Genomic DNA, 12,862 nt, shown 5'->3' with positions numbered 1-12,862 from the left:
CCATCCCCTGGGACGCCCCCGAGGCCTCCCCATCCCCAGAGAAAGGCAACAACCATGACACGCAGCAGACCGGCTGGCCGCCCGCGGCTCCGCGCCGGGCTCGCCCTGCTCACCCTCGGGCTCGGCACGACGCTGGCCACCGCGCCCGCCGTCGTACTCAGCGCCACCGCGGCCACGACCGAGGCGTCCGAGGTGACCGCCGACAGCGGCAACCTGGCCTGGGGGTTCCGCGAGAGCTTCCGCAACTACGTGGGGCGCCAGACGGCGGCCCTGCCGCCGGTCGGGCCCGTCCCGGTCGGCGAGCGGATCACGCTCGTGGCGCCCGGCCAGTTCGACGAGGCCGGCACACCCGCCGCTAACCTGGACACCACCCCGCCGAACGAGACCCTGCCGTACCTGCTGCCCGTGGCGGGCGGCACGGTGACCGACGCCGACAACCTGACGGTCGACACCACCGGCGGCGCCGTCTACCACTTCCCCTCGCACGCCTTCACGGTGACCGTCGAGAACGTCAGCGTGGTGGTCGACGGCGGCGTGGGCGCCCTCGTGGGTGACCTCGCCGTGGAGATCCCGGAGAACAACCTCGGTTATGAGCCCGGCACCTACGGTGGCGACGACGTGGTGCTCGGTGAGGTCGCGACGACGACGGTGGACGTCTCCGCGGACGCCGTCACCGTAAACGGGACCGGCGTGACGCTGACGGCGCAGGGCGCCACGGCACTGCAGGACTTCCTCGCCGAGGGCGCCGCGCTCGACAGCTTCACGGTCAGCGCGGAGCTCACGGCACCGGTCCAGGAGCCGGAGCCGTGGAACCCGACGGTGACGCTGTCCGCGGCGTCGGGTCTCGACCCGGCGGGCGAGACGGTCACGGTCACCGGGTCGGGCTTCGACCCGGCGGCCAACGTGAACACGTCGGGCCGTCCGCCCGTCGCGGCGAACGCGCCCACCGGCGTCTACGTGGTCTTCGGCGCGTTCGGGGACCCGTGGCGCCCGTCCCAGGGAGCCGCCTCCGCCGCGCGGACGGTGCTCGACCAGAAGTGGGCGCTGCCGGAGCCGTCGTACTCGCAGGTGCTGGCGGACTTCCCGACCGTGGCCGGCCAGCTCGTGCTGCTCGCGCCCGACGGTACGTTCACGGCCGAGCTGGACGCGGCGCCGTCGGACACCGCGACCGGCACCTACGGCGTGTACACGTACGCCGCGGGCGGCGCCCCGGCCAACGCGGCCCAGGAGCTCGGCGTCCCGGTGACGTTCGCGGCCCCGGGCGGCAACCCGGGCGGGTCGGACGACATCGACCTCGAGGTCACCGTGCCCGAAGACGACGGCGGGCCGGGTGGGCCCGGCGACCCGGGCGCGTTCACCTGGACCGTCGTGGGCGGGCCGGGCGCCGTGAGCCTCGGCACCGCCGAGGCGGGCGCGGGGGCACTGACCGCGACCGGCGACCTCAAGCAGGTCACGGTCAGCGACACCCGGACCGGCGGCCCGGCCTGGAGCATCAGCGCGACGGCCACGGACTTCGTCGCGACCGGCGCCTCGTCGGGCAGCTCGGCCGGCAGCACCGCGAGCTCGTTCCCGGGCAGCAGCCTCGGCTGGTCGCCGTCCGTCACAGCGAACACCGGCGGGGCCGCCGCCGGGCCCGTGGTGCACGCCGGCACCGGTTCCGGCCTGACTGCGGGCGCCACCCTGGTGTCCGCGCCGGCGGGGCACGCGCCGGGCTCGGTGACGGCGGACGCCGCCCTGGACCTGCGCATCCCGCTGGACACGTCGCCAGGCGACTACGCGAGCGTGCTCACGCTCACCGCGGTGGGCTGACGGTTCGTGGCTCACCGCTCTCGTCCGCGGCCGCGGCGTGCCTTCGGGCTCGCCGTGGTTGCGGTACTCCTCTGGGCCGTCGGTCTCTCGCCGGCCGCTGGCTCCGCCGCGGCCGGCGACGACCTCTCCTGGTCCGTGACCCCGGGCGACAACCGCCAGGGTTCCGACCGCGCGAACTACGCCTACGCTGTCGAGCCTGGGGACCACGTCTCCGACGCCCTGGTGGTGACCAACCGGTCCGCCGCTCCCCTGCGCCTGGCCGTGTATGGCACCGACGCGTTCACCACACCAAGCGGGCACCTGGACCTGCTGGCCGCCGACGCCCCCGCGACCGGCCTCGGCACGTGGCTCACGTTCCGACGGGGCACGCTGGAGCTGGAGCCAGGAGAGTCCGCCGAGGTGTCCTTCACCTTGCGCGTCCCGGACGACGCCACCCCCGGCGACCACTCGGGCGGTGTAGTGACCGCCCTCACCCAACGGGTCGGCGACTCCGCTTTGAGCGTGGACCGGCGCCTGGCACTGCGGGTGCACGCCCGGGTCGGCGGAGCGCTCGCGCCAGGCCTCGGGATCAGCGGCCTCACCGTGACAACCGGAGTCTCCGCGAATCCGTTCGGGACCGTCACCTCGACGGTCCGGTATCGGCTGACGAACACGGGCACCGCGCGTCTCGTCCCGACCGAGACCGTCACGGTCGAGGGCCCCGGTGGTGCGGCCGGGACGACGACGTCCGGCGAGCTCGGGGAGATCCTTCCCGGCTCGACGGTCGAGCGGGTCATCAAGGTGCCCGGCGTCCGCCCGCTCGTGCGGGCCGAGGCAACAGTGCGGCTGGACGGCCTGGTGGTCGGCGCCGGCGGGGGCGGTGTGACGTCAGCGCACGACACCGCGAGCGGCTGGGCGATGCCATGGGCGCTGCTGAGCGTGGTGCTCCTGGCTGTGGTGGGCTCCGTGGCTCTACCGCTGCTGCGGGCAAGGACCATGAACCGTCGCTCACCCACCTGGCCAGAGGGGACCGCGCCGATCAGGAACGACCGGCCAATCGATGCGCACCAACAGCCGACGTGATCGTGCAGGCACGACAGCCTTTCCGTCGCCCGTCTACGTCTGCGTCGCGGGCGAGGCGTCGTTCACGCTGGCGACGCGAGCGCACTGCCTGAGCGCCGGCGTACCCCAGGCGCGGATCGACTTCTGCGCGTACTGGCGCCCGGGCCGGAGCCGCTGAGCCACGGTGGTCGGCGGCGCGGTCAGGACACCGCGACGGGGTCGTCGACCGTGAGCGGGCACGCAACCTCGCGCCGCTCCCCGGCGACGTCGACTTCACCGTGGGCGCGAGCCTGCCGATCTCGGGCCTGACCGCGTGGCAGGGTCTGTTCGTCCACGCTCGCCTCGAGGTCGGGCAGAGCGCCCTGGTGCACGGCGCTGCTGGCGGCGTCGGGTCCATGGTGGTGCAGCTCGCCCGGGAGGCGGGTGCCTACGTGATCGGCACCGGGCGGACGGCGGACCGGCAGGCTGCGCTCGACCTCGGCGCGCAGGAGTTCGTCGACCTCGACGGAGGCGCGCTGGAGGACGTCGGTTCGGTCGATCTCGTGTTCGACATGATCGGCGGAGACATCCAGCGACGTTCGGCCGCCCTGGTGCGGGCAGGAGGAACGCTCGTCAGCATCGCGGGCCCGCCCGAGGCACGACCGGCCGACGGACTGGCCGTCGACTTCGTCGTCGAGGCCGACCGCGCCCAGCTGAGCGAGCTCGCCCAGCGGGTCCGCGACGGGCGCCTGCAAACGAACATCGCCCGCGTCGCGGGCCTGGACGAGGCGGTCGCCGCGTTCAACCCCACCGAGCGGGCCAAGGGCAAGACGATCATCCGCGTCCGCCCGTAGGCGACCGCGTCGAACGGGCGCCCCGCGAGGCGAGCTCGCCCTCCTCTACGACCGGACACGCCGACCGCTCGTGGGCGGCAGGCGCAGCCCGTCCAGCAGCAGCGTGATGACGCCGTCGGCCTCGGCCCGCCAGTTGTGGCGGTGGTCATGGGCCGCGCCGATGCCGTGCAGTGCCATCATGACGACGCCGGCGTCCACGTCGGCCCGGACGGTACCGTCTCGCACGGCGTCGGCCACCAGGTCGCCGACGGCCTCCTCCAGCACCTGGCCACCCTCGGCGAGCGCACCTGAGCGGGTGGTCATGAGGGTGGCCAGTGTCCGGGCGAGACCCTGGTAGGCGTCCATGTGGTCGACCATGCCGCGCAGGAAGACCGCCAGGGCCTCCTCCGCGGGCAGCGTGGCACGCAGCTCGCGGGCGCGTGCGCTGAGCGCGGCGACCTCCTCGTGGTAGACCGCCTCGGCCAGCGCCTCCCGGGTGGGGAAGTGGCGGTACAACGTGCCGGTGCCCACGCCGGCCAGGCGGGCGAAGTCGTCGAAGCGAAGGTCGAAGAAGTCGCCGGCGTCGAGAACTTCCCGGGCCGATGCGAGCAGGGCCTCACGGTTGCGCCGGGCGTCGGCCCGCAGCGGCTTGGCGGCGTTCATGCGATACCTCCCGTTGACAAGTGGAGACCATCTCCATATCTTGCAAGTGGAGACGATCTCCGGTTTGAGCCTAACCCATCGAGGTACAGCATGAAGATCCTGATGTTCGGACGAGGCGTCATCGCCACCGTGAACGGCTGGGCCCTGGAACAGGCCGGGCACGACGTCGAGTTCTACGTCCGCCCAGGCCGCGCGGCGACCTACGGGGAGACGGTCGACCTCGATCTGCTCGACACACGACGGCGCGTGTGGGGGAAGTCCGTGGTCGAGAGGTGGCCGGTGCGCTACCGCGAAGAGCTGGAGCCGGGTCACGACTTCGACCTCATCGTGCTGAGCGTGCAGCACTACCGGCTTGCGGAGGCGGCGGCCTTCCTGGCTCCACGCATCGGCACGGCAACGGTGCTGGTCTTCAGCAACATCTGGACCGAGCCGCTGGCCGCGATCGGGGACCTTCCCCCCGACCAGGTCGCCTGGGGATTCCCGCAGTCCGGTGGCGGCTTCGGCGAGAACGGCGTGCTCCGCGCGGCAATACTGCCGTCCGTCGTCCTCGGCACCTTCGGCACGCCCCCGACCGCACGCGAGCGGACCGTGCGCCGGCTGTTTCGCGAGGCGGGGTTCCGGATCCTGGAGCAGCCCGACCTCCGCGGCTGGTTGTGGATCCATTTCGCGGCGGACGCCGGCATGCACTCGCAAGGCCTGAGGCTGGGCTCGCTGGCCGACCTGGCCGGAGCACGGCGCGAGCTGCGCGAAGCACTGCTGGCCGGCCGTGAGCTGCTGCCGCTCCTCGAGGCGCGCGGTGTCGACCTGCGGCGCCATCGAGGCAGCGTGCTACCCATGCGCGCACCGGCCTGGCTGACGGCCTCGGTGCTCGCCTGGCTGACTGCTCATGTCGCGCCGGCCCGGTTGAGCCTCGAGACACATTCCGACCCCGAGGCCGAGGAGCCGCGAGCAGTCTGCCGGGACACCCTGGCCGAGGCGCGGCGGCTGGGCATCGCGGTGCCGCGACTGGAGGCGGCGGAACCGAGCTTCGCCCGCCAGGGCCCGTCCCGGGCACCGACCTCGTAGTGTCCGCAGTGGCGTCCGGTCGAGACCCGCGGCTCCGAAGATCGAGTGACGCACGTCATGGTTGATCTTGACCTGAGGTCAAGGTGGACGATTCTCGCGGCGGCAGGACGCCGAAGAGAACCGAGCGCTTCGAAGGAACGAACCACCATGACCACCACCGTTTCCAACCAGACCGCCGAGCCCCTGGGGACGCAAGCTTGCAATGAGCGATCCGACCGCTGAGTGCTGGCCCGCTCTCTCGGAAGCTGAGCACGGCTACCGTGCCGACGGGATCACCACCGCCAGTGCTTCACGGACCTCGTCGAGGTCAAGCCGTATCAGTCGGCCAACTCGGTAACCGCGCACGGTGCCGTCGGCGATACGACGCCGCACGGTCTTGGTAGAGATGCCAAGCGTCTCGGCGGCCGCTGTCAGGCTGACCAGGTTTTCCTTCGGGCCCCGCCCGGCCACCGTCGATGGCGAGGGACGTGGGCTGGTTCTTCCGGCACTCGGTTTCATGATGCTTCTCCGTCATCAGACGAACCTGTCAGATCACAGGTGTCCGATGCTGTCCGCGGGCGGCCCCGAAGGATCGGTGCGGCGCTCGTGAGGTTCCAGCACGGCCGGGTTCCGTCGCAGCCGCCGTTCGGCCAGCTCGTCCTTTCGTGCCGCTGCAGGCATGCGCTCGGCAATCATCCGGTCGCGTTCGGCGGCAGCGTGCTGATAGTCCATCGCTACGCGTGGTTCGGAGTGGCCGGCGCGGTACATCAGCTCGGCAGTCGTCGCTCCTGCCCGTGCGGCAAGGGTGAGGCTCGTGTGTCACGCCCGGCAAGCCTGCCTTGTTGCGTGCTCTGATCCAGTTGTCGCGCCACGTCCCCTCCGGGAGGACACCGCCCTTCTGGCCCGGGAAGACCAGGCCGTCCCGTCCAGACTGGGCGAAGCGATCGATGTGCGCGGCAAGTATCGGCACCAGGTCTTCCGCGATCGCGATGGTCCGATATCCAGCGTCCGTCTTCACCGGGCCGACCACTGCATTGATGCCCTTGCCGCCCTGCGAGACGTTCTGCTCCACGCTGACCGAAGCATTCTGCTGTCCAGGACAAGAGAAAGCATCGACACAGGTCAGGCTGCATCCTTGCAGCAAGTGGGCCCGGAGGGATTCGAACCCCCGACATCCACGGTGTAAACGTGGCGCTCTAACCAGCTGAGCTACGAGCCCCGGCAGCGGTCCACAATACCTGGCCCACGCCGCAGAACGGTCCTGCTTTTCCACCCCACCGCACGAAGCCGGCGAGACCGGCCGCCTCAGACCTCCGCGACGGCCCTGCGGTACTCCTCCAGGTCCCGCGCCTGCCCGCGCGGGTTGACCACGCTCCACCGGACGATCCCGTCGCCGTCGATCAGGAACGACCCCCGCAGCGCGTGCCCGGCGTCCTCGTCGAGCACGCCGTAGGCACGGGCCACCTCACCGTGCGGCCAGAAGTCCGACAGCAGGTCGAACTGGTACCCCTCGGCCGCCTGCCACGCCTTGAGCGTGAACACGGCGTCCGTGGAGACGACGAGCAGCCGCACGCCCGCCGTCTCGAAGTCCTCGATGTTGTCCCGCAGCTCGCACAGCTCCCCCGTGCACGTCCCGGAGAAGGCAAACGGCACGAAGACGACGAGCACCGGCGTCCCGCGCAGGTCCGACAGCGTGGTCGGGGTGCCGTGCGTGTCCGGGAGCGTGAAGTCGGGTGCGGGGTCCCCCGGTGCGAGGACGGTCACTTGCCGCGGCCGCGGTAGCCCAGACGCGTCGCCGACCAGTCCTCCGCGATCGCGAACGTGCTGGTGGTCTGCAGGCCGGCCGTGGTCGCGGCCTCCTGGATGTCACCGTGGCCCACCTCGCCGTCGCGACCGGGCTTGGGCGTGAGGATCCAGATCAGCCCGCCGTCGTCGAGGACCGTCAGGACGTCGACCAGGGCGTCGGTGAGGTCGCCGTCGCCCTCCCGCCACCAGAGGATGACGCCGTCGGTGACGTCGCCGTAGTCCTCGTCCTCCAGCTCGCCGCCGATGATCTCCTCGATGTCGGCCCGCAGTGCTTCGTCGACGTCGTCGCCCCAGCCGAACTCCTGCACCACCTGGCCGGCCTCGAAACCGAGGCGCCCCGCGCCCTGGGTGTCCGTGCTCACTTGGTTGATCGTCCCTCTCTCTGTCCGGCCTGGAGCCGGGTCGTCCTGGTGCTCTCTGGCCCGTCGTCGGGCTCTCCGTCGCCAAAGGTAGTGCACGCACCCCGGCCATGCCTCGCAACCAGGTCGCGTGGTGTCCATTTGATGAATCGATGAGCCCTCGGCAACGAGGAGGTCATGCACTCAGTCTCATCATTGCGATACCGCGTATCAATATGGACGTGATCCAGCACCGACGTAACGCAGATCACGCACTCTTGACCGCCCTATGGTGTGAGCGCACGCTGGAAGGGGACAGAATGGCTCTGACCACCTGTGCGTGGGCGTGCACAGCCGCAACCCCAGCTGTGGTGACGCTGCCGCCGACGCGACGGGGCCTGACGAGGCGGCGGGGAGCGCGAACCGCGACCACGCCGCGCGACACCGAGAGAGGTAGCTGGTGGCTTCGTTTGACGAGACCGGACCGCTGATCAACGGTCTGCTCAGCGCCGTACCTGACATCGACCCGGCCGAGACCGAGGAGTGGGTCGAGTCCTTCGACGGGCTGATCGACGAGAAGGGCGGACCCCGCGCCCGGTACGTCATGCTCAACCTGCTGCGCCGTGCGCGAGAGCGGAACGTGAGCATCCCCGCGTCGATGGCGACCCCCTACGTGAACACCATCGGTGTGCACGAGGAGCCGTACTTCCCCGGCGACGAGGCCATGGAGCGCCGCTACCGCTCGTGGATCCGCTGGAACGCGGCGGTCATGGTGACCCGCGCCCAGCGCGAGGGCCTGAGCGTCGGTGGTCACATCTCCTCCTACGCGTCCGTCGCGACGCTGTACGAGGTGGGCCTGAACCACTTCTTCCGGGGCAAGGACCACCCCGGCGGCGGCGACCAGATCTACTTCCAGGGCCACGCCTCCCCCGGCGTCTACGCCCGCGGGTACCTCGAGGGCCGCCTGTCCGCGGACCAGCTCGACGGGTTCCGCCAGGAGCTGTCGCACCCGGGCGGCGGCCTGCCGTCCTACCCGCACCCGCGCCTCATGCAGGACTTCTGGGAGTTCCCGACGGTCAGCATGGGCCTGGGCCCGGCGTCCGCGATCTACCAGGCCTGGACCAACCAGTACCTGCACAACCGCGGGATCAAGGACACCAGCCAGCAGGACGTCTGGGCGTTCCTCGGCGACGGCGAGATGGACGAGCCGGAGAGCCGCGGCATGCTGCAGCTCGCCGCGCAGCAGCAGCTCGACAACCTGACCTTCGTGGTCAACTGCAACCTGCAGCGCCTCGACGGCCCCGTGCGCGGAAACGGCAAGATCATCCAGGAGCTGGAGGCCCAGTTCAAGGGCGCCGGCTGGAACGTCATCAAGGTCGTCTGGGGCCGCGAGTGGGACGCCCTGCTCAACGCCGACAAGGACCGTGCGCTGGTCAACCTGATGAACGTCACCCCCGACGGTGACTACCAGACCTACCGCGCCGAGTCGGGCGCGTTCATCCGCGAGCACTTCTTCGGGCGCGACCCGCGCACCAAGGCCCTCGTCGAGAACATGACCGACGACGACATCTGGAACATGAAGCGCGGCGGCCACGACTACCGCAAGCTCTACGCGGCCTACTCCGCGGCGCGCGCGCACACCGGCCAGCCGACCGTCATCCTGGCGCACACCGTCAAGGGCTACGGCCTGGGTGCCGGCTTCGCGGGGCGCAACGCCACGCACCAGATGAAGAAGCTCAAGGGCGACGACCTCAAGACGCTGCGCGACTCGCTCCGGATCCCGATCTCGGACGCCGAGCTCGAGAAGGACCCGTACCTGCCGCCGTACTACCACCCGGGTGCCGACGCGCCGGAGATCCAGTACATGCTGGAGCGCCGCCGTCAGCTCGGCGGGTTCGTCCCGGAGCGCCGCACGACGGCGAAGACCACCCTGACGCTGCCCGAGGACAAGTCCTACGAGCTGCTGAAGAAGGGCTCCGGCACGCAGCAGGTCGCCTCGACCATGGCGTTCGTCCGCCTGCTCAAGGACCTCTTCAAGGCCAAGGACTTCGGCCACCGCATCGTGCCGATCATCCCGGACGAGGCCCGCACCTTCGGTCTGGACTCGATCTTCCCGAGCGCCAAGATCTTCAACACGCTCGGCCAGAACTACCTCGCCGTGGACCGCGAGCTCATGCTGAGCTACAAGGAGTCCGAGTCGGGGCAGATCATGCACACCGGCATCAACGAGGCCGGCTCCGCCGCCGCGTTCCAGGCCGTCGGCACGTCGTACGCGACGCACGGCGAGCCGATGATCCCGGTCTACATCTTCTACTCGATGTTCGGCTTCCAGCGCACAGGCGACCAGTTCTGGGCCGCCGGCGACCAGATGACGCGCGGCTTCATCATCGGCGCCACCGCGGGCCGCACCACGCTGACCGGCGAGGGCCTGCAGCACGCCGACGGGCACTCGCCGCTCATCGCGGGGACGAACACCGCCGTCGTGCAGTACGACCCCGCCTACGGCTACGAGATCCGGCACATCGTGCGCGACGGTATCGAGCGCATGTACGGCGACGGCTCCGACGGCCGGGACCAGGACGTCATGTACTACCTCACGGTGTACAACGAGCCGATGGTCCAGCCGGCCGAGCCGGAGGACGTCGACGTCGAGGGCATCAAGCGCGGCATCCACCGCATCTCGGTGTCCGACGCGGACGGCCCCAAGGCCCAGCTCCTCGCCTCCGGCGTGGGCGTGCCGTGGGCGCTGGAGGCGCAGCAGCTCCTCAAGGAGGACTGGGGCGTCTCGGCCGACGTGTGGTCCGTGACGAGCTGGAACGAGCTGCGCCGCGACGCGCTCGCCTCCGAGCACGACGCGCTCGTGGACCCGGCGGCGCCCGTGCGCACGCCGTACGTGACCGAGAAGCTGTCCGGCGCCCAGGGCCCGTTCGTCGCGACCAGCGACTACGACCACCTGGTGCCCGACCAGATCCGCGCGTGGGTGCCCGGCGACTACGCGGTGCTCGGTGCGGACGGCTTCGGCTTCTCCGACACCCGCGCCGCCGCGCGCCGGCACTTCCTCATCGACGGTCCGTCGATGGTGGTCAAGACGCTGCAGTCGCTCGCCCGCCGCGGCGAGGTGCCGAACGACGTCGTGGCCAAGGCCGTGGAGAAGTACCGACTCCTGGACGTCAACGCCGGCACGTCGGGCGTGGCAGGCGGCGACAGCTGACCCCAGGTCACGCTCTACCCAGTCATCGGGCCCGGAACTCACGTGAGTTCCGGGCCCGATGACTGGGTAGAGCGTGACTTTGCGTGGCGCGGCGTCAGACCGCTTCCGCGATCGCCTTCGCCAGCTCCGCGCGGAGCGGCGCCGTCGCCTTCGCGTCCGGGTGGGTCTCCAGCGAGCGCAGGTGCTGCCTGGCCTCGTGCGGCCGGTCCGCCTCCAGCGCCGCCAGCACGAGATGCCGGCCGACCTCCGGCGGGTGCTCCCGCACCCGCCACTGCCCCACGCCCAGCCCCAGCGCCTCCACGGGCATGCCCGCGTCCCGCAAGATCGCGAGCCCCTCGACCAGCGCGTGACCGTCCGGGTCCCGCTCGGCGGCGGTCGTGAACCGGCGGACGGCGCCCTCCGGGTCGTCGGCCAGCGACAGCCGGCCCAGCTCGATCAGCGGGTACCACCCGCGGGGGTGGCCGGCCAGCTCCTCGGCCAGTGCCCACACCGCCAGGTCCGCCTCGCGCTGCTTCGACTCGGGGATCTCGTCGGAGTCCCGCAGCGGGTCCTCCAGCGTCGGGTCCTCGGCGGCCCGACGGCGGACGATCTCCGCCAGCGCGCGGAACGCCTCCTCGTTGTTGGGATCGTCGGTCAGCTGGGCGCGCAGGGCGTCCTCGTGCCCGTCGTCCCCCCGCCGGGGCGCCGACGGCGACAGGCGGCGCGTGCCGACCGTGGACGCGGACGGGGGCCGACGGATGAGGCGGCGGAGCCGTTGCATCAGGGCCATACCTCGACCCTACAGTTTTCCGCACCCGCACACTGGACCGACGCTGCCTGAGAAGTCCGTTTGTGGACTCCCCACAACCCGGGCTCGTATGCTGCCGGGGTGCCAGCAACACGACGGGCCGCGCGGAACGACGCTCCCCAGGACGACCAGGGGGCGGAGCCGTCCGTGGACCGGCCCACGGACGAGACGCAGGAGACCGGCACCGACCCTGCCGGATTCCCGATGAACCTCCAGCGGGTCCGCGAGGCCACCGGCCTGCTCACCGCCGCCGCCATGCGCCGGCTCGACGAGGACCTGAACTGGTACCGCGACCTGCCGGCGGAGGACCGCTCGTACGTCGGCCTCGTGGCCCAGGCCGGCATCAACGCGTTCACCTCGTGGTTCACCGACCCGGACCGGCCGCCCCACGGCGTCAGCGAGATCTTCGCCGCGGCGCCCACGGAGCTGACCCGGTCCATCTCGCTCCAGCACACACTGCAGCTCGTACGCGTCGTGGTCGACGTCGTGGAGACCCACTCCGACCGCATCGCCGCCCCCGGCGGCGAGCGCGACCTGCGCGAGGCCGTGCTGCGCTACTCCCGCGAGGTCGCGTTCTCCGCGGCCGAGGTCTACGCGCGCGCCGCCGAGTGGCGCGGCGCCTGGGACGCCCGGCTCGAGGCCCTCGTGGTCGACGCCCTGGTGCGCGGCGACGGCGACGACTCGCTGCGCTCGCGGATCTCCGCCCTCGGCTGGAGCGGCCGCGGCAACGCGCTCGTGGTCGTGGGCCTGGCGACCGAGGAGCTGGACGAGATCCGCACCGCCGAGATCCGCCGGGTGGCCCGCCGCGCCGCCGGCGACGCCCTCGTCGGCATCCACGGCGACCGCCTCGTGCTCGTGCTCGGCGGCGAGGGCGACCTCGTCGCCGCCGCGACGTCGCTGCTGAGCCGGTTCGGCGCCGGCCCGGTGGTGATCGGCACCCAGGTGCCGAGCCTGACCGAGGCCCCGCGGTCGGCGCGCTCGGCGCTCGCGGGCCTCACGGCCGCCCCGGCCTGGCCGCAGGCGCCGCGCCCCGTGATGGCCGACGACCTGCTGCCGGAACGCGTGCTGACCGGCGACTACACGGCGCGCGCGACCCTGATCGCCCAGGCCTTCACCCCGCTGCAGGACGCCGGGGGCGCCGTGCTGGAGACGCTCTCCGCCTACCTCGGCACCGGCCGGTCCCTGGAGGCCGCCGCACGCCATCTGTACGTTCACCCCAACACCGTGCGCTACCGGCTGCGCAAGGTCTCCGAGATCACCGGGTGGGACCCGCTGGACGCCCGGGAGTCGTTCGTGCTGCAGGTGGCGCTGGCGCTCGGCCAGCTCGGCCGCGGCTGACCCGTTCGCCCTA

Annotated in this window: 13 protein-coding genes and 1 tRNA gene; 7 read left to right on the top strand and 7 right to left on the bottom strand. The window is 71.6% G+C overall.

Translation table 11 applies throughout. The annotated features are described in order from the left end of the window. The first annotated feature begins 54 nt into the window (after positions 1-54). From ACO229_RS02555 to ACO229_RS02540, 4 genes are all read left to right on the top strand, one after another. Entirely contained in the window at positions 55-1,809 is a 1,755-nt protein-coding gene (locus ACO229_RS02555; RefSeq protein WP_423463635.1) for an HtaA domain-containing protein, read from the top strand. Between the two features lie 54 nt (positions 1,810-1,863). Beyond that, positions 1,864-2,871: a WxL protein peptidoglycan domain-containing protein gene (locus tag ACO229_RS02550; protein ID WP_423463634.1), complete on the top strand. Its 1,008-nt coding sequence runs from the start codon at positions 1,864-1,866 to the stop codon at positions 2,869-2,871. Further along, positions 2,849-3,028: an SIP domain-containing protein gene (locus ACO229_RS02545; protein WP_423463633.1), complete on the top strand. Its 180-nt coding sequence runs from the start codon at positions 2,849-2,851 to the stop codon at positions 3,026-3,028. The genes ACO229_RS02550 and ACO229_RS02545 overlap by 23 nt, the downstream gene beginning before the upstream one ends. 100 nt (positions 3,029-3,128) lie before the next feature. After that, positions 3,129-3,683 carry an NADP-dependent oxidoreductase gene (locus tag ACO229_RS02540; RefSeq protein WP_423463632.1) on the top strand — a complete coding sequence of 185 codons (555 nt, stop codon included), beginning with the start codon at positions 3,129-3,131 and terminating at the stop codon, positions 3,681-3,683. A gap of 45 nt (positions 3,684-3,728) precedes the next feature. Here ACO229_RS02540 and ACO229_RS02535 read toward each other — a convergent pair whose 3' ends face one another. After that, a complete protein-coding gene (locus tag ACO229_RS02535; protein WP_423463630.1) occupies positions 3,729-4,325 on the bottom strand; it encodes a TetR/AcrR family transcriptional regulator in 597 nt (198 codons plus the stop codon). A 90-nt stretch (positions 4,326-4,415) separates the two neighbouring features. On the opposite strand from ACO229_RS02535, the gene ACO229_RS02530 reads away from it, so the two are divergent. Further along, positions 4,416-5,390 carry a ketopantoate reductase family protein gene (locus ACO229_RS02530; RefSeq protein WP_423463628.1) on the top strand — a complete coding sequence of 325 codons (975 nt, stop codon included), beginning with the start codon at positions 4,416-4,418 and terminating at the stop codon, positions 5,388-5,390. Between the two features lie 255 nt (positions 5,391-5,645). On the opposite strand, the gene ACO229_RS02525 is transcribed toward ACO229_RS02530, so the two are convergent. The 5 genes from ACO229_RS02525 to ACO229_RS02505 form a co-directional block, all read right to left on the bottom strand. Then, positions 5,646-5,888, bottom strand: a complete 243-nt coding sequence (locus ACO229_RS02525; RefSeq protein ID WP_423463627.1) for an excisionase family DNA-binding protein — start codon at positions 5,886-5,888, stop codon at positions 5,646-5,648. 33 nt (positions 5,889-5,921) lie between these two features. Beyond that, the gene (locus tag ACO229_RS02520; RefSeq protein WP_423463626.1) at positions 5,922-6,101 is read right to left on the bottom strand and encodes a hypothetical protein; all 180 of its coding nucleotides are present in this window, start codon (positions 6,099-6,101) and stop codon (positions 5,922-5,924) included. 413 nt (positions 6,102-6,514) lie between these two features. Further along, a tRNA-Val gene (locus tag ACO229_RS02515) sits at positions 6,515-6,588 on the bottom strand. An 86-nt stretch (positions 6,589-6,674) separates the two neighbouring features. Continuing rightward, positions 6,675-7,133 (bottom strand): peroxiredoxin, encoded by a 459-nt coding sequence (locus ACO229_RS02510; protein WP_397410815.1) that lies wholly within the window; start codon positions 7,131-7,133, stop codon positions 6,675-6,677. After that, positions 7,130-7,537 (bottom strand): DUF3052 domain-containing protein, encoded by a 408-nt coding sequence (locus ACO229_RS02505; RefSeq protein WP_397410817.1) that lies wholly within the window; start codon positions 7,535-7,537, stop codon positions 7,130-7,132. Before ACO229_RS02505 ends, ACO229_RS02510 begins: the two co-directional genes overlap by 4 nt. Positions 7,538-7,973: 436 nt before the next feature. Between ACO229_RS02505 and aceE the strand changes: the two genes are divergently transcribed. Then, positions 7,974-10,724 (top strand): pyruvate dehydrogenase (acetyl-transferring), homodimeric type, encoded by a 2,751-nt coding sequence (gene aceE / locus ACO229_RS02500; RefSeq protein ID WP_397431845.1) that lies wholly within the window; start codon positions 7,974-7,976, stop codon positions 10,722-10,724. 94 nt (positions 10,725-10,818) lie between these two features. Here the strand turns inward: aceE and ACO229_RS02495 are convergent, their stop codons facing one another. After that, a complete protein-coding gene (locus ACO229_RS02495; RefSeq protein ID WP_397410821.1) occupies positions 10,819-11,493 on the bottom strand; it encodes a hypothetical protein in 675 nt (224 codons plus the stop codon). 99 nt (positions 11,494-11,592) lie between these two features. Here ACO229_RS02495 and ACO229_RS02490 point away from each other — a divergent pair, with 99 nt between their 5' ends. Next, positions 11,593-12,849, top strand: a complete 1,257-nt coding sequence (locus ACO229_RS02490; RefSeq protein WP_397410823.1) for a PucR family transcriptional regulator — start codon at positions 11,593-11,595, stop codon at positions 12,847-12,849. Positions 12,850-12,862: the final 13 nt, after the last annotated feature.

Source organism: Promicromonospora sp. MS192 (genome assembly GCF_049532985.1).
Classification (GTDB): domain Bacteria; phylum Actinomycetota; class Actinomycetes; order Actinomycetales; family Cellulomonadaceae; genus Promicromonospora.
This window is presented reverse-complemented; position numbering and strand designations above follow the sequence as displayed.